This is a genomic window from Pseudomonas sp. EA_35y_Pfl2_R5, from assembly GCF_963970805.1.
In the GTDB taxonomy this organism is placed as follows: Bacteria; Pseudomonadota; Gammaproteobacteria; order Pseudomonadales; family Pseudomonadaceae; genus Aquipseudomonas.
Genome location: NZ_CAXAOW010000027.1, coordinates 1 through 16,041, shown reverse-complemented (window position 1 = coordinate 16,041; position 16,041 = coordinate 1). Strand labels below are relative to the sequence as shown.

Here is a 16,041-nt window from a genome sequence, read left to right as displayed (position 1 = left end):
CCGTTCCTGATGCCAATCGAAGACGTATTCTCGATCTCCGGTCGTGGCACCGTGGTAACTGGCCGTATCGAGCGCGGTATCGTCAAGATTCAGGAAGAAATCGAAATCGTTGGTCTGCGTGATACCATCAAGACCACCTGTACCGGTGTTGAAATGTTCCGCAAGCTGCTCGACGAAGGTCGTGCTGGCGAGAACTGCGGCGTTCTGCTGCGCGGCACCAAGCGTGACGACGTTGAGCGTGGCCAGGTTCTGGTCAAGCCAGGTTCGGTTAAGCCGCACACCACCTTCACTGCAGAAGTGTATGTGTTGAGCAAAGAAGAAGGCGGTCGTCACACTCCGTTCTTCAAAGGCTACCGTCCTCAGTTCTACTTCCGTACTACTGACGTAACTGGTAACTGCGAACTGCCGGAAGGCGTTGAAATGGTAATGCCAGGTGACAACATCCAGATGACTGTCACTCTGATCAAGACCATTGCAATGGAAGAAGGTCTGCGTTTCGCCATTCGTGAAGGCGGTCGTACCGTCGGCGCTGGCGTCGTAGCCAAGATCATCGCTTAAGCGATTGATCTGTTTTGATCGGGCCGGCATAATGGTCGGCCTGATTCAGTTTTTAGGTCAGTAGCTCAATTGGCAGAGCGACGGTCTCCAAAACCGTAGGTTGGGGGTTCGATTCCCTCCTGACCTGCCATTTTCCCTAGAATTTGGCGCGTCTTTTTACAGGATACTAGTAGATGAATGTTAAGGCTGAAGCCAAAGACTCTCGCTTCGATCTGCTTAAGTGGCTCGTTGTTGCTGCTCTGGTAATCGCAGGCGTAGTTGGTAATCAGTATTTCTCTGCTGAGCCTATTCTGTATCGCGTTCTGGCATTGCTGGTTGTAGCGGCATTGGCTGGTGTGATTGCTTTGCAAACGTCAAAAGGTCAGGCCTTTTGGGTGTTGGCAAAAGAAGCTCGCGTTGAAATTCGTAAGGTCGTTTGGCCAACTCGCCAGGAAACCACGCAGACAACTTTGATCGTTGTGGCTGTTGTTTTGGTTATGGCGCTGTTGTTGTGGGGTTTGGATTCCCTGCTTGGTTGGCTTGTTTCGTTGATTGTCGGCTAAGGGTGTCCCGTGGCTAAGCGTTGGTACGTTGTGCATGCTTACTCGGGTTACGAGAAGCATGTTATGCGCTCGCTGGTAGAGCGTGTAAAGCTCGCTGGTATGGAAGATGTTTTCGGTGAGATTCTGGTCCCTACTGAAGAAGTGGTAGAGATGCGGAATGGCCAGAAGCGCAAGAGTGAGCGAAAGTTCTTCCCTGGCTATGTGCTGGTGCAGATGGAAATGAGTGAGGCTACTTGGCATTTGATCAAGAACACCCCTCGTGTCATGGGCTTTATTGGTGGTACTGCAGATAAGCCTGCGCCAATCACCGAGAAAGAAGCTGATGCCATTCTGCGTCGTGTTGCCGATAGCGGTGACAAGCCGAAGCCGAAAACGTTGTTCGAGCCGGGTGAAATGGTGCGCGTGACCGATGGTCCGTTTGCCGATTTCAGCGGTGTTGTTGAAGAAGTTAATTACGAAAAGAGCCGCATCCAGGTGGCAGTGACTATTTTTGGTCGCTCTACACCGGTCGAGCTGGAGTTCAGTCAGGTCGAAAAGGCATAACTGACATAAGCATCCCTGACCCCGCAGCCATAGGCTGCGGGGTTTTGTCGTCACTGGGATAAATAGGCAATAACTGGGGAGCCGAAAGGCGCTAGAACCCAAAACTGGAGTAGCTCATGGCTAAGAAAATTACGGCTTATATCAAGCTGCAAGTAAAGGCTGCACAAGCCAACCCGTCGCCACCCGTCGGCCCAGCTCTGGGTCAGCACGGCGTGAACATCATGGAATTCTGCAAGGCTTTCAACGCCCGTACCCAGGGTATGGAGCCTGGTCTGCCGACTCCAGTGATCATCACTGTTTATAGCGACCGTAGCTTCACCTTTGAAACCAAAAGCACCCCTGCTTCGGTTCTGCTGAAGAAGGCTGCTGGCCTGACCAGCGGTTCGGCTCGTCCGAACACCGTTAAGGTTGGCACCGTGACACGTGCTCAGCTGGAAGAGATCGCCAAGACCAAACAGGCTGATCTGACTGCCGCTGATATGGATGCAGCTGTGCGTACTATCGCCGGCTCCGCTCGTAGCATGGGCCTCAACGTGGAGGGTGTGTAATGGCTAAGTTGACCAAGCGTCAAAAGGCAATCGCTGAGAAAGTTGAAGCTGGTAAGGCTTACAACTTTGTTGAAGCGGCCGCTCTGCTGGCTGAGCTGTCTGCAGTTAAGTTCTCTGAGTCGGTAGATATCGCCGTCAACCTCGGTGTTGACCCGCGTAAATCCGACCAGGTTGTACGTGGCGCCACCGTTCTGCCGAACGGTTCGGGCAAAAGCGTTCGCGTTGCCGTGTTCACCCAGGGCCCAGCTGCTGAAGCTGCTCTGGCTGCCGGCGCTGATCGCGTAGGTATGGACGATCTGGCTGCTGAAATGAAAGGCGGCGACCTGAACTATGACGTAGTAATTGCCTCCCCGGATGCAATGCGCGTTGTCGGTCAGCTGGGCCAAGTGCTCGGCCCACGTGGACTGATGCCTAACCCGAAAGTCGGTACCGTTACCCCTGACGTGGCTACCGCTGTGAAGAATGCCAAAGCTGGTCAAGTACGTTTCCGTACTGACAAGAACGGCATCATCCACGGTTCCGTCGGCAAGGTTGGCTTTGACGCCGAGAAGCTGAAGCAAAACGTTGAAGCGCTGATTTCTGACCTTAAGCGTCTGAAGCCATCGACTTCGAAAGGCATCTACGTCAAGCGCGTAACCCTGAGCACCACCATGGGTCCAGGTCTGATCATCGATCAAGGCTCGCTCGACGCGTAATACATAGAGGCAGCGCAAGCGATTGCGCTGCTTCGACACTTTGGGGTCCCTGCTTTGCGGGGGCTATCCAAGACCGTAGGTGGCGCAAGTCTTAAATTAACAGCCTACGCAGATGGTGCTCCCGGTTCCTTACCGAATCAGACACCAAAACGACATCCGGCTTCGGCCAGATGAAACGGTAACAAGCAGGAGTTTTACCCGTGGCAATTAAACTCGAAGACAAGAAGGCCATCGTCGCTGAAGTCAACGAGGCTGCCAAAGGTGCCCTGTCCGCTGTCGTGGCTGATGCCCGTGGTGTGACTGTAGGCGCTATGACCGGACTCCGTAAAGAGGCCCGCGAAGCTGGCGTATACGTACGTGTTGTACGTAATACCCTGCTCAAGCGCGCTGTTGAAGGCACTGATTATTCGGTCCTCAACGACGTGTTCAAAGGCCCGACCCTGATTGCATTCTCCAAGGAACATCCGGGCGCTGCTGCTCGTATTTTCAAAGAGTTCGCCAAGGGTCAGGACAAGTTCGAGATCAAGGCAGCTGCGTTTGAGGGCAAGTTCCTCGCAGCAAACGAGATCGACGTGTTGGCTTCGCTGCCAACTCGCGATGAAGCCATTGCGAAGCTGATGAGCGTGATCCAAGGCGCTACCAGCAAGCTGGCTCGTACTCTGGCGGCCATTCGCGACCAGAAAGAAGCTACCGCTGCTTAAGGCATCGCAAACTCTTTCAAAATCATATGTTTAATTTGATGGCTGCGTAGGCTGTCACCCCAATACAGGATTTAAAGTCATGTCTCTGACTAACGAGCAAATCATCGAAGCAATCGGCCAGAAAACCGTTCTGGAAGTTGTTGAGCTGATCAAAGCAATGGAAGAAACCTTCGGCGTTACCGCTGCTGTCGCTGCTGCTGGCCCAGCTGCTGCTGCCGCTGTTGTTGAAGAGCAAACTGAATTCAACGTCATGCTGACCGAAGCTGGCGAGAAGAAAGTTAACGTGATCAAGGCAGTTCGTGAACTGACCGGTCTGGGCCTGAAAGAAGCCAAGGCTGTTGTTGACGGCGCTCCTGCCATGGTTCTGGAAGCTGTTGCGAAAGACGCAGCTGACAAAGCCAAAGCTGCTTTGGAAGAAGCTGGCGCCAAAGTCGAGCTCAAGTAAGCGACGACCTTGCGTCTACAGCCCAAGCGTTAAGCGAAAGGCTGATGGCTGGTGGCTTTTGCCACCGGCCTTTTTCCGTTCTAGGTCGGCTATTCATTGGCTGGCCTGGGGCGCGAAATACCCGCCCGATGTGGCGGCGCAAACCTAGGGTTTGCAAGAGTTTCTGGCAACTCCCGTCGGAGGGGCCAAATAAGCAGGTGACCAAGCTGGGGAACGCTGATGGCTTACTCATATACTGAGAAAAAACGTATCCGCAAGGACTTTAGCAAGTTGCCGGATGTCATGGATGTGCCTTATCTCCTGGCCATCCAGCTGGATTCGTATCGCGAATTCCTGCAGGCAGGGGCGACCAAGGACCAGTTCCGCGACATTGGCCTGCATGCGGCCTTCAAGTCTGTTTTCCCGATTATCAGCTACTCCGGCAATGCTGCTCTGGAGTATGTCGGTTATCGCTTGGGCGAGCCGGCTTTTGATGTCAAGGAATGTACGCTGCGTGGCGTGACCTATGCCGTGCCGCTGCGGGTAAAAGTCCGGCTGATCATTTTCGACAAAGAATCGTCGAACAAAGCGATCAAGGACATCAAAGAGCAAGAAGTGTACATGGGCGAAATTCCGCTCATGACCGAGAACGGTACCTTCGTTATCAACGGTACCGAGCGCGTTATCGTCTCCCAGTTGCACCGCTCCCCAGGTGTGTTCTTCGACCACGACCGTGGCAAGACTCACAGCTCGGGCAAGCTGCTGTACTCGGCGCGCATCATTCCTTACCGCGGCTCCTGGCTGGACTTCGAGTTCGATCCGAAGGACGCCGTGTTCGTGCGTATCGACCGTCGTCGCAAGCTGCCGGCTTCCGTGCTGTTGCGCGCGCTGGGTTACAGCACTGAAGAAGTGCTGGACGCGTTCTATGCGACCAACGTTTTCCACGTTAAGGGCGAATCCCTCAACCTGGAACTGGTTCCGCAGCGTCTGCGTGGTGAAATTGCCGTCCTCGACATCAAGGACGACAAGGGCAAGGTCATCGTTGAGCAAGGCCGCCGGATTACCGCGCGCCATATCAATCAGCTGGACAAGGCCGGTATCAAAGAGCTGGAAGTGCCGATCGACTACCTGATCGGTCGCACCTCGGCCAAGGCCATCGTGCACCCGGCTACCGGCGAAATCATCGCCGAGTGCAACACCGAGCTGAACACCGAGATCCTGGCCAAAGTGGTCAAGGCTCAGGTCGTACGTATCGAGACGCTGTACACCAACGACATCGATTGCGGTCCGTTCATCTCCGATACCCTGAAGATCGACAGCACCACCAATCAGTTGGAAGCGCTGGTCGAGATCTACCGCATGATGCGTCCTGGCGAGCCGCCAACCAAGGATGCTGCCGAGACCCTGTTCAACAACCTGTTCTTCAGCGCCGAGCGTTACGACCTGTCGGCCGTAGGCCGCATGAAGTTCAACCGTCGTATCGGTCGCACCGAGATCGAAGGTTCGGGCGTGCTGAGCAAGGAAGATATCGTTGCGGTCCTCAAGACCCTGGTCGATATCCGTAACGGCAAAGGCATCGTCGACGACATCGACCACCTGGGTAACCGTCGTGTTCGCTGCGTAGGCGAAATGGCCGAGAACCAGTTCCGCGTTGGCCTGGTACGTGTTGAGCGTGCGGTCAAAGAGCGTCTGTCGATGGCCGAAAGCGAAGGCTTGATGCCGCAGGACCTGATCAACGCCAAGCCGGTTGCGGCGGCGGTGAAAGAGTTCTTCGGTTCCAGCCAGCTCTCGCAGTTTATGGACCAGAACAACCCGCTCTCCGAGATTACCCACAAGCGCCGTGTTTCGGCTCTTGGCCCGGGCGGTTTGACCCGTGAGCGTGCCGGCTTCGAAGTCCGTGACGTACACCCGACCCACTACGGCCGTGTGTGCCCGATCGAGACCCCTGAAGGTCCGAACATCGGTCTGATCAACTCCCTGGCAGCCTATGCTCGCACCAACCAGTACGGCTTCCTTGAGAGCCCGTACCGTGTGGTGAAAGACACCCTGGTTACCGACGAAATCGTGTTCCTGTCCGCCATTGAAGAGGCCGATCACGTGATCGCCCAGGCTTCGGCGACCATGAACAACAAAGGTCAGCTGGTTGATGAGTTGGTGGCTGTACGTCACCTCAACGAATTCACCGTTAAAGCGCCTGAAGACGTCACCCTGATGGACGTATCGCCTAAGCAGGTAGTTTCGGTTGCCGCTTCGCTGATCCCGTTCCTCGAGCACGACGACGCCAACCGTGCTTTGATGGGTTCGAACATGCAGCGTCAGGCTGTACCGACTCTGCGCGCTGACAAGCCGCTGGTAGGTACCGGCATGGAGCGCAACGTGGCGCGCGACTCCGGCGTTTGCGTCGTGGCTCGCCGTGGCGGTGTGATCGACTCCGTCGATGCCAGCCGTGTGGTAGTTCGCGTCAATGACGACGAAGTTGAAACTGGCGAAGCCGGTGTCGACATCTACAACCTGACCAAATACACCCGCTCCAACCAGAACACCTGCATCAACCAGCGTCCGCTGGTGAGCAAAGGTGACAAGGTTGAGCGCAGCGACATCCTGGCTGACGGCCCGTCCACCGATATGGGTGAACTGGCTCTGGGTCAGAACATGCGCGTCGCGTTCATGCCGTGGAACGGTTACAACTTCGAAGACTCCATCTGCCTCTCCGAGCGCGTGGTGCAAGAAGATCGTTTCACCACCATCCACATTCAGGAACTGACCTGTGTGGCGCGTGACACCAAGCTCGGCTCGGAAGAAATCACTTCCGACATCCCGAACGTCGGTGAGTCTGCGCTGAACAAGTTGGACGAAGCAGGCATCGTGTATGTCGGCGCTGAAGTGGGCCCGGGCGACATTCTGGTCGGCAAGGTCACGCCAAAAGGCGAAACCCAGCTGACGCCGGAAGAGAAGCTGCTGCGTGCGATCTTCGGTGAGAAGGCGTCTGACGTTAAAGACACCTCCCTGCGCGTGCCAACTGGCACCAAAGGTACCGTTATTGACGTGCAGGTCTTCACCCGCGACGGCGTTGAGCGTGATGCTCGTGCTTTGTCGATCGAGAAGAGCCAGCTCGACGAGATCCGTAAGGACCTCAACGAAGAGTTCCGTATCGTTGAAGGTGCAACTTTCGAGCGTCTGCGTGCAGCTCTGGTCGGCAAGAAGGCCGAAGGCGGCGCTGGCTTGAAGAAAGGCGCGGAGATCACCGACGAGTTCCTCGACGGCCTCGAGCGTGGTCAGTGGTTCAAGCTGCGCATGGCAGATGACGCGCTGAACGAGCAGTTGGAAAAGGCTCAGGCCTACATCTCCGACCGCCGCCAGTTGCTCGACGACAAGTTCGAAGACAAAAAGCGCAAGCTGCAGCAGGGCGATGACCTGGCTCCAGGCGTGCTGAAGATCGTCAAGGTCTACCTGGCCATCCGCCGCCGCATCCAGCCGGGCGACAAGATGGCCGGTCGTCACGGTAACAAGGGTGTGGTCTCCGTGATCATGCCGGTTGAAGACATGCCGCACGACGTGCATGGCACGCCAGTGGATATCGTCCTCAACCCGCTGGGCGTACCGTCGCGTATGAACGTCGGACAGATCCTCGAAACCCACCTGGGCCTCGCGGCTAAAGGTCTGGGCGAGAAGATCAACCGCATGCTCGAAGAGCAGCGCAAGGTCGCTGAGCTGCGTAAGTTTATGCAGCAGATCTACAACGAGATCGGCGGTCGTCAGGAAAGTCTGGACGAGCTGAGTGATCAGGAAATCCTGAAATTGGCGCACAACCTCAAAGGTGGTGTACCGATGGCTACCCCGGTGTTCGACGGTGCCAAGGAAAGCGAAATCAAGGCCATGCTGAAACTGGCAGACCTGCCAGAAAGCGGCCAGATGCGCCTGATCGACGGCCGTACGGGTAACCAGTTCGAGCGTCCGACCACCGTTGGCTACATGTACATGCTGAAACTGAACCACCTGGTGGACGACAAGATGCACGCGCGTTCCACGGGTTCCTACAGCCTGGTTACTCAGCAGCCGCTGGGTGGTAAGGCGCAGTTCGGTGGTCAGCGCTTCGGTGAGATGGAGGTCTGGGCGTTGGAAGCCTACGGCGCCGCCTACACCCTGCAGGAAATGCTGACCGTGAAGTCGGACGATGTGAACGGCCGTACCAAGATGTACAAAAACATCGTGGACGGTGATCACCGTATGGAGCCGGGCATGCCTGAGTCCTTCAACGTACTGATCAAAGAAATCCGTTCGCTGGGTATCGACATCGATCTGGAAACCGAATAACACGTGACGCGAATCGAGAGCGGGGCACCACAGCCCGCTCTCTGCTCCGCCAGGAGGAAAGGCCTTGAAAGACCTACTGAATTTGCTGAAAAACCAGGGTCAAGTCGAAGAGTTCGATGCCATTCGCATCGGCCTTGCTTCGCCTGAGATGATCCGTTCGTGGTCGTTCGGTGAAGTTAAAAAGCCGGAAACCATCAACTACCGTACGTTCAAGCCTGAGCGTGACGGCCTGTTCTGCGCCAAGATCTTTGGCCCGGTAAAGGATTACGAGTGCCTGTGCGGTAAGTACAAGCGCTTGAAGCATCGCGGTGTGATCTGCGAGAAGTGCGGCGTTGAAGTTGCACTGGCCAAGGTTCGCCGTGAGCGCATGGCGCACATCGAACTGGCTTCGCCGGTTGCCCACATCTGGTTCCTCAAGTCGCTGCCGAGCCGTATCGGTTTGCTGATGGACATGACCCTGCGTGATATCGAGCGTGTTCTCTATTTCGAGAGCTATGTCGTTATCGATCCGGGCATGACCACCCTTGAAAAAGGCCAGTTGCTGAACGACGAGCAGTACTTCGAAGCCCTCGAAGAGTTCGGTGATGACTTCGACGCCCGTATGGGTGCTGAAGCCGTTCGCGAACTGCTGCACGCGATTGACCTGGAGCACGAGATTGGCCGTCTGCGCGAAGAAATTCCGCAAACCAACTCGGAAACCAAGATCAAGAAGCTGTCCAAGCGTCTGAAGCTGATGGAAGCGTTCCTCGGTTCGGGCAACCTGCCTGAGTGGATGGTGTTGACCGTTCTGCCGGTTCTGCCGCCAGATCTGCGTCCACTGGTTCCGCTCGACGGTGGCCGCTTCGCGACTTCGGATCTCAACGATCTGTATCGCCGCGTGATCAACCGTAACAACCGCTTGAAGCGCCTGCTTGATCTGTCCGCACCGGACATCATCGTGCGCAACGAAAAGCGCATGCTGCAGGAAGCGGTCGACGCCCTGCTCGACAACGGCCGTCGCGGTCGCGCCATCACTGGTTCGAACAAGCGTCCGCTGAAATCCTTGGCTGACATGATCAAGGGTAAGCAAGGTCGTTTCCGTCAGAACTTGCTCGGTAAGCGCGTGGACTACTCCGGTCGTTCCGTTATTACCGTGGGCCCGACTCTGCGTCTGCACCAGTGCGGTCTGCCGAAGAAGATGGCCCTCGAGCTGTTCAAGCCGTTCATTTTCGGCAAGCTGGAAATGCGTGGTCTCGCGACCACCATCAAGGCCGCGAAGAAGATGGTCGAGCGCGAGCTGCCAGAGGTGTGGGACGTTCTCGCCGAAGTGATTCGCGAACACCCAGTGCTGCTCAACCGTGCACCCACCCTGCACCGTCTGGGCATCCAGGCGTTTGAACCGGTTCTGATCGAAGGTAAAGCGATTCAGCTGCACCCGTTGGTCTGCGCCGCGTACAACGCCGACTTCGACGGTGACCAAATGGCCGTGCACGTACCGCTGACGCTGGAAGCCCAGCTGGAAGCGCGTGCGTTGATGATGTCGACCAACAACATTCTGTCGCCAGCCAACGGTGAGCCAATCATCGTTCCGTCGCAGGACGTTGTATTGGGTCTGTACTACATGACCCGCGAAGCGATTAACGCCAAAGGCGAAGGCCGCGTATTCGCTGACCTGCAGGAAGTTGACCGCGTATTCCGTGGTGGCGAAGCCTCGCTGCATGCTCGCGTAAAAGTGCGCATCAACGAAGTGATCAAAGATCGCGACGGCACCATCACCAAGAACACCCGTATCGTCGACACCACTGTTGGCCGCGCGCTGCTGTTCCAAATCGTTCCGGATGGCCTGTCGTATGACGTGGTCAACCAGTCGATGAAGAAGAAGGCGATCTCCAAGCTGATCAACCAGTGCTACCGGACTGTTGGCTTGAAAGACACCGTCATCTTCGCTGACCAACTGATGTACACCGGTTTCGCTTACTCGACTATCTCGGGTGTGTCGATCGGTGTGAACGACTTCGTTATCCCGGATGAGAAGGCGCGCATCATTGACGCCGCTACCGAGGAAGTTAAAGAGATCGAATCGCAGTACGCCTCCGGCCTGGTAACCCAGGGTGAGAAGTACAACAAGGTGATCGACCTCTGGTCCAAGGCCAACGATGAAGTATCCAAGGCGATGATGGCCAACCTCTCGAAAGAGAAAGTGGTTGATCGCGAAGGTAATACTGTTGACCAGGAGTCCTTCAACTCGATGTACATGATGGCTGACTCCGGTGCTCGTGGTAGCGCCGCGCAGATCCGCCAGCTGGCAGGTATGCGTGGTCTGATGGCCAAGCCAGACGGCTCGATCATCGAAACGCCGATCACCGCGAACTTCCGCGAAGGTCTGTCGGTTCTGCAGTACTTCATCTCGACGCACGGTGCTCGTAAGGGTCTTGCGGATACCGCGTTGAAAACCGCTAACTCCGGTTACCTGACTCGTCGTCTGGTCGACGTGGCGCAGGATCTGGTGGTTACCGCAATCGATTGCGGCACCGAGCACGGCCTGCTGATGACGCCGCACATTGAAGGCGGCGACGTTGTTGAGCCATTGGGTGAGCGCGTTCTCGGTCGAGTTATCGCCAAGGACGTATTCAAACCGGGCACCGAAGACGTCATCGTGCCGGCTGGCACCTTGGTCGACGAGCAGTGGGTTGAGTTCATTGAGCTGAACAGCATCGACGAAGTGATCGTGCGTTCGCCAATCAGCTGTGAAACCCGCTACGGCATCTGCGCCAAGTGCTACGGTCGCGACCTGGCTCGCGGTCACCAGATCAACATCGGTGAAGCAGTCGGCGTTATCGCTGCTCAGTCGATCGGTGAGCCGGGTACCCAGCTGACCATGCGTACGTTCCACATCGGTGGTGCGGCCAGCCGGACCTCGGCTGCTGACAGCGTACAGGTGAAGAACGGCGGTGCGATCCGTCTGCACAACCTCAAGCACGTTGAGCGTCTTGACGGCAACCTGGTTGCGGTTTCCCGCTCCGGCGAGCTGGCGATTGCCGACGAGTTTGGCCGCGAGCGTGAGCGCTACAAGCTGCCATACGGTGCTGTAATTTCCGTGAAGGAAGGTGACAAGGTTGACGCTGGCGCCATCGTCGCCAAGTGGGACCCGCACACCCACCCAATCGTTACCGAAATGAAAGGTACCGTGACCTACGTGGGCATGGAAGAAGGCATCACCATCAAGCGTCAGACCGACGAATTGACTGGTTTGACCAACATCGAAGTCCTCGATCCGAAAGATCGTCCGGCTGCCGGTAAGGACATCCGTCCTGCCGTGAAGATGGTTGGCGAAGATGGCAAGGATCTGCTGCTGCCAGGTACCGACGTACCAGCGCAGTACTTCCTGCCGGCTAACGCCTTGGTGGGTGTGGCGAACGGTGCTCAGGTGGGCGTGGGTGATGTTATCGCTCGTATCCCGCAAGAGACTTCCAAGACCCGTGACATCACCGGTGGTCTGCCGCGCGTTGCTGACTTGTTCGAAGCCCGTCGCCCGAAAGAAGCGTCGATCCTCGCAGAAATCAGCGGCACCATTTCGTTCGGCAAGGAAACCAAAGGCAAGCGCCGCTTGGTAATCACGCCGACCGATGGCAGTGATCCGTACGAAGAGCTGATTCCGAAGTGGCGTCACCTGAACGTGTTCGAAGGTGAGCAGGTCAACAAGGGTGAAGTTATCTCCGACGGCCCGAGCGATCCGCACGATATCCTGCGTTTGCTGGGTGTCAGCGCGCTGGCCAAGTACATCGTCAACGAGATCCAGGACGTTTACCGCTTGCAGGGCGTGAAGATCAACGACAAGCACATCGAAACCATTCTGCGCCAGATGCTGCGCAAGGTTGAAGTGGCTGAGTCGGGCGATTCCAGCTTCATCAAGGGCGACCAGATGGAGTTGACCGCAGTACTGGGTGAGAACGAGCGTCTGGCAGCAGAAGACAAGTTCATTGCCAAGTACACCCGCGTGTTGCTGGGTATCACCAAGGCGTCGTTGTCCACCGAGTCGTTTATCTCGGCGGCTTCTTTCCAGGAAACCACTCGCGTTCTTACCGAGGCGGCGGTTACTGGCAAGCGCGACTACCTGCGTGGTCTGAAAGAAAACGTGGTTGTGGGTCGTCTGATCCCGGCCGGTACCGGTCTGGCCTATCACAGCGAGCGCAAGCGCAAGCGTGAAGCGGCTCAGCCGGTACGTGTCAGCGCCAGTGAAGTGGAAGCTGCACTGACCGAAGCGCTGAACTCCAGCAGTAATTAAGTACAAAGCCCCGCTAGTCCGCTAGCGGGGCTTTGTCTTGACTGGGGCGGTGAGTCTCTTTAGACTCATGCACCCCTAAATTTGGCAGGGCACGTGCCCTGCCATTTTGTTTGTAGGGCAATAGCGTCGCAAGACAACAGTGGAGCTTAAGATGGCAACTATCAACCAGCTGGTACGTCAGCCGCGTAAGCGTATCGTCGAGAAATCCGACGTGCCTGCGCTGCAGAACTGCCCGCAGCGTCGTGGTGTGTGCACTCGCGTGTATACCACTACGCCGAAAAAACCTAACTCGGCACTGCGTAAAGTGTGCCGTGTGCGCCTGACCAACGGTTTCGAGGTTTCCTCGTACATCGGCGGTGAAGGCCACAACCTGCAAGAGCACAGCGTCGTACTGATTCGCGGCGGCCGTGTAAAAGACTTGCCAGGTGTGCGTTACCACACCGTGCGCGGTTCGCTGGATACCTCTGGCGTTAAAGACCGTAAGCAGGGTCGTTCGAAGTACGGTACCAAGCGTCCGAAGTAATAGGCGTCTGAAGTGCCCGGTGCGTGCACCGAATTGCAGTTTTTTATTTATCTGAGTCGATAAGAGTAAGGTCGGGCATCCATCCTCGCGATGCAGTCCCGGGCTAACCTGAAGACCGTTTGAGGGCTTATCAAATGCCAAGACGTCGTGTAGCAGCCAAGCGCGAAGTGCTTGACGATCCAAAATACGGAAGCCAAATCCTGGCCAAGTTCATGAACCACGTGATGGAAAGCGGCAAGAAAGCCGTTGCCGAGCGTATCGTTTATGGCGCCCTGGACAAGGTTAAAGAGCGTAAGAACAGCGATCCCCTGGAAATCTTCGAGAAAGCTCTCGACGCCATCGCTCCGCTGGTCGAAGTGAAGTCGCGCCGTGTAGGCGGTGCTACTTACCAGGTTCCGGTCGAAGTTCGTCCGTCCCGCCGTAACGCTCTTGCCATGCGCTGGCTGGTAGATTTCGCTCGTAAGCGTGGCGAGAAGTCTATGGCTCTGCGTTTGGCTGGCGAATTGCTGGATGCCGCTGAAGGTAAAGGTGCTGCAGTTAAGAAGCGTGAAGACGTGCACCGCATGGCTGAAGCCAACAAGGCTTTCTCGCACTACCGCTTCTAAATTTTGCGCTTCTAAATTTGCGAGGGCTTTATGGCTCGTACTACACCGATTAACCGCTACCGTAACATCGGTATCGTGGCTCACGTGGACGCGGGTAAAACCACGACCACCGAGCGTGTGCTTTTCTATACAGGCAAAAGCCACAAGATGGGCGAGGTGCATGACGGCGCCGCGACCACAGACTGGATGGTGCAGGAGCAGGAGCGTGGTATTACCATTACTTCCGCTGCCATCACCGCCTTCTGGAAAGGTTCCGAGAAGCAGTACAAAGATGAGCACCGCTTTAACGTCATCGATACCCCCGGCCACGTTGACTTCACCATTGAAGTTGAGCGTTCGCTGCGCGTGCTCGACGGCGCGGTCGTTGTGTTCTGTGGTACCTCGGGCGTTGAGCCTCAGTCGGAAACCGTATGGCGTCAGGCCAACAAATACGGCGTTCCGCGTCTTGTTTACGTCAACAAGATGGACCGTGCCGGTGCTGACTTCCTGCGCGTGATCGGTCAGATCAAGCAGCGTCTGGGTCACACTCCGGTGCCGATCCAGTTGGCTATCGGTGCTGAAGACAACTTCCAGGGTCAGATCGATCTGATCAACATGCAAGCTGTCTACTGGAGCGATGCCGACAAAGGCATGGTTCCTGTGCGCAAGGATATTCCAGCTGAATTGTTGGAAGAGGCCGAGAAGTGGCGCGGCAACATGGTTGAGGCTGCAGCCGAAGCCAGCGAAGAGCTGATGAACAAGTACCTTGAGGGTGAGGAGCTCACCAACGAGGAAATCAAGGCCGCTCTGCGCCAGCGTACTATTGCCGGTGAGATCGTCTTGGCTGTTTGCGGTTCCTCCTTCAAGAACAAGGGTGTTCCCCTGGTTCTCGACGCCGTTATCGACTTCCTGCCTGCTCCGACCGACATTCCTGCTATCAAGGGTACCAACCCAGATAACGAGGAAGAGGAGATGGAGCGCCATGCGGACGACAACGAGCCGTTCTCGGCTCTGGCGTTCAAGATCGCTACCGACCCATTTGTGGGTACCTTGACCTTCGTTCGCGTTTACTCGGGCGTGTTGGCCTCCGGTGACGGCGTGATCAACTCGGTTAAAGGTAAAAAAGAGCGCGTGGGTCGTATGGTGCAAATGCACGCAAATGCCCGCGAAGAAATCAAGGAAGTGCGCGCTGGTGACATCGCGGCCTTGATCGGCATGAAGGACGTCACCACTGGTGAGACTCTGTGCAACGCTGACAAGCCAATCATCCTGGTTCGCATGGACTTCCCGGAGCCGGTTATTTCGGTTGCCGTAGAGCCTAAGACCAAGGACGACCAGGAAAAAATGGGTATCGCTCTGGGCAAGCTTGCTCAGGAAGATCCATCTTTCCGCGTTAAAACTGATGAAGAGACTGGTCAGACGATCATCTCCGGTATGGGTGAGTTGCACCTGGATATCCTGGTCGACCGCATGCGCCGCGAGTTCAACGTTGAAGCCAACATCGGTAAGCCTCAGGTTTCCTATCGTGAGCGCATCACGAAGAACTGCGAAATCGAAGGCAAGTTCGTGCGTCAGTCCGGTGGTCGTGGTCAGTTCGGTCACTGCTGGGTTCGCTTTGCACCTGCTGACGAAGGTCAGGAAGGTCTGCAGTTTGTGAACGAAGTGGTGGGCGGTGTGATCCCGAAGGAATACATCCCGGCGATCCAGAAGGGTATCGAAGAGCAGATGAAGAACGGCGTTGTTGCCGGTTATCCGCTGATCGGCCTGAAGGCTACCGTGTTCGATGGTTCCTACCACGACGTCGACTCTAACGAGATGGCGTTCAAGGTGGCTGCTTCCATGGCGACCAAGCAGCTGGCCCAGAAGGGCGGTGGTGAGTTGCTCGAGCCGATCATGGCGGTAGAGGTTGTTACCCCAGAAGACTACATGGGTGATGTGATGGGCGACCTTAACCGTCGTCGTGGCATGATCCTGGGTATGGAAGACACGATCTCCGGCAAGGTGATTCGTGCTGAAGTTCCGCTGGGTGAGATGTTCGGTTATGCGACCGACGTCCGTTCCATGTCTCAGGGTCGCGCAAGCTACTCCATGGAATTCAAAAAATATAATACGGCTCCGTCGCACATCGTCGAGTCGGTAACCAAAAAACAAGGCTGATTCAGCCCCTTTAAGCTAGGAGTTAATTGTCGTGGCTAAAGAAAAATTTGAACGTAACAAACCGCACGTCAACGTTGGCACTATCGGTCACGTTGACCACGGTAAAACCACTCTGACCGCTGCTCTGACCCGCGTCTGCTCCGAAGTATTCGGTTCGGCCAAGGTTGACTTCGACAAGATCGACAGCG

General features: G+C 56.2%; 13 protein-coding genes and 1 tRNA gene. All 14 read left to right on the top strand.

Going from position 1 to position 16,041, the window contains the following annotated elements; genetic code table 11:
• Positions 1-558: EF-Tu C-terminal domain-related protein (locus AACX99_RS21775; RefSeq protein ID WP_339414507.1), on the top strand; the 558-nt coding region annotated here is incomplete at its 5' end.
• Between the two features lie 54 nt (positions 559-612).
• Positions 613-688, top strand: a tRNA-Trp gene (locus AACX99_RS21770).
• A 43-nt stretch (positions 689-731) separates the two neighbouring features.
• A complete protein-coding gene (gene secE / locus AACX99_RS21765) occupies positions 732-1,100 on the top strand; it encodes a preprotein translocase subunit SecE (RefSeq protein WP_090256277.1) in 369 nt (122 codons plus the stop codon).
• Between the two features lie 9 nt (positions 1,101-1,109).
• Positions 1,110-1,643, top strand: coding sequence for a transcription termination/antitermination protein NusG (gene nusG / locus AACX99_RS21760; RefSeq protein ID WP_090256278.1), 534 nt, complete (start codon positions 1,110-1,112; stop codon positions 1,641-1,643).
• Between the two features lie 116 nt (positions 1,644-1,759).
• Positions 1,760-2,191, top strand: a complete 432-nt coding sequence (rplK, locus tag AACX99_RS21755) for a 50S ribosomal protein L11 (protein WP_069522401.1) — start codon at positions 1,760-1,762, stop codon at positions 2,189-2,191.
• Positions 2,191-2,886 (top strand): 50S ribosomal protein L1, encoded by a 696-nt coding sequence (rplA, locus tag AACX99_RS21750; protein ID WP_274087698.1) that lies wholly within the window; start codon positions 2,191-2,193, stop codon positions 2,884-2,886. The genes rplK and rplA overlap by 1 nt, the downstream gene beginning before the upstream one ends.
• A 200-nt stretch (positions 2,887-3,086) precedes the next feature.
• The gene (gene rplJ, locus AACX99_RS21745) at positions 3,087-3,587 is read left to right on the top strand and encodes a 50S ribosomal protein L10 (protein ID WP_339414504.1); all 501 of its coding nucleotides are present in this window, start codon (positions 3,087-3,089) and stop codon (positions 3,585-3,587) included.
• A gap of 79 nt (positions 3,588-3,666) precedes the next feature.
• Positions 3,667-4,032 carry a 50S ribosomal protein L7/L12 gene (gene rplL, locus AACX99_RS21740; RefSeq protein ID WP_018925654.1) on the top strand — a complete coding sequence of 122 codons (366 nt, stop codon included), beginning with the start codon at positions 3,667-3,669 and terminating at the stop codon, positions 4,030-4,032.
• A gap of 219 nt (positions 4,033-4,251) precedes the next feature.
• Complete coding sequence (gene rpoB, locus AACX99_RS21735) at positions 4,252-8,325, top strand: DNA-directed RNA polymerase subunit beta (protein WP_339414503.1); 4,074 nt, start codon at positions 4,252-4,254, stop codon at positions 8,323-8,325.
• A gap of 64 nt (positions 8,326-8,389) precedes the next feature.
• A complete protein-coding gene (rpoC, locus tag AACX99_RS21730; RefSeq protein ID WP_339414502.1) occupies positions 8,390-12,589 on the top strand; it encodes a DNA-directed RNA polymerase subunit beta' in 4,200 nt (1,399 codons plus the stop codon).
• Between the two features lie 151 nt (positions 12,590-12,740).
• On the top strand, positions 12,741-13,112 hold the full coding sequence (gene rpsL / locus AACX99_RS21725; protein ID WP_003463319.1) for a 30S ribosomal protein S12: 372 nt from the start codon (positions 12,741-12,743) through the stop codon (positions 13,110-13,112).
• Between the two features lie 134 nt (positions 13,113-13,246).
• On the top strand, positions 13,247-13,717 hold the full coding sequence (gene rpsG, locus AACX99_RS21720) for a 30S ribosomal protein S7 (protein WP_010490886.1): 471 nt from the start codon (positions 13,247-13,249) through the stop codon (positions 13,715-13,717).
• 30 nt (positions 13,718-13,747) lie between these two features.
• A complete protein-coding gene (gene fusA / locus AACX99_RS21715; RefSeq protein WP_339414501.1) occupies positions 13,748-15,853 on the top strand; it encodes an elongation factor G in 2,106 nt (701 codons plus the stop codon).
• Between the two features lie 31 nt (positions 15,854-15,884).
• Positions 15,885-16,041 (top strand): GTP-binding protein (locus AACX99_RS21710; RefSeq protein ID WP_232430874.1); only part of this gene is annotated, 157 nt, incomplete at its 3' end.

What these genes read in the sequence shown, in the direction of transcription:
- secE (WP_090256277.1), top strand. Translation starts at nt 732, where the DNA reads ATGAATGTTAAGGCTGAAGCCAAAGACTCTCGCTTCGATCTGCTTAAG.
- rplK (WP_069522401.1), top strand. Translation starts at nt 1,760, where the DNA reads ATGGCTAAGAAAATTACGGCTTATATCAAGCTGCAAGTAAAGGCTGCA.
- rplA (WP_274087698.1), top strand. Translation starts at nt 2,191, where the DNA reads ATGGCTAAGTTGACCAAGCGTCAAAAGGCAATCGCTGAGAAAGTTGAA.
- rplL (WP_018925654.1), top strand. Translation starts at nt 3,667, where the DNA reads ATGTCTCTGACTAACGAGCAAATCATCGAAGCAATCGGCCAGAAAACC.
- rpoB (WP_339414503.1), top strand. Translation starts at nt 4,252, where the DNA reads ATGGCTTACTCATATACTGAGAAAAAACGTATCCGCAAGGACTTTAGC.
- rpsL (WP_003463319.1), top strand. Translation starts at nt 12,741, where the DNA reads ATGGCAACTATCAACCAGCTGGTACGTCAGCCGCGTAAGCGTATCGTC.
- rpsG (WP_010490886.1), top strand. Translation starts at nt 13,247, where the DNA reads ATGCCAAGACGTCGTGTAGCAGCCAAGCGCGAAGTGCTTGACGATCCA.
- fusA (WP_339414501.1), top strand. Translation starts at nt 13,748, where the DNA reads ATGGCTCGTACTACACCGATTAACCGCTACCGTAACATCGGTATCGTG.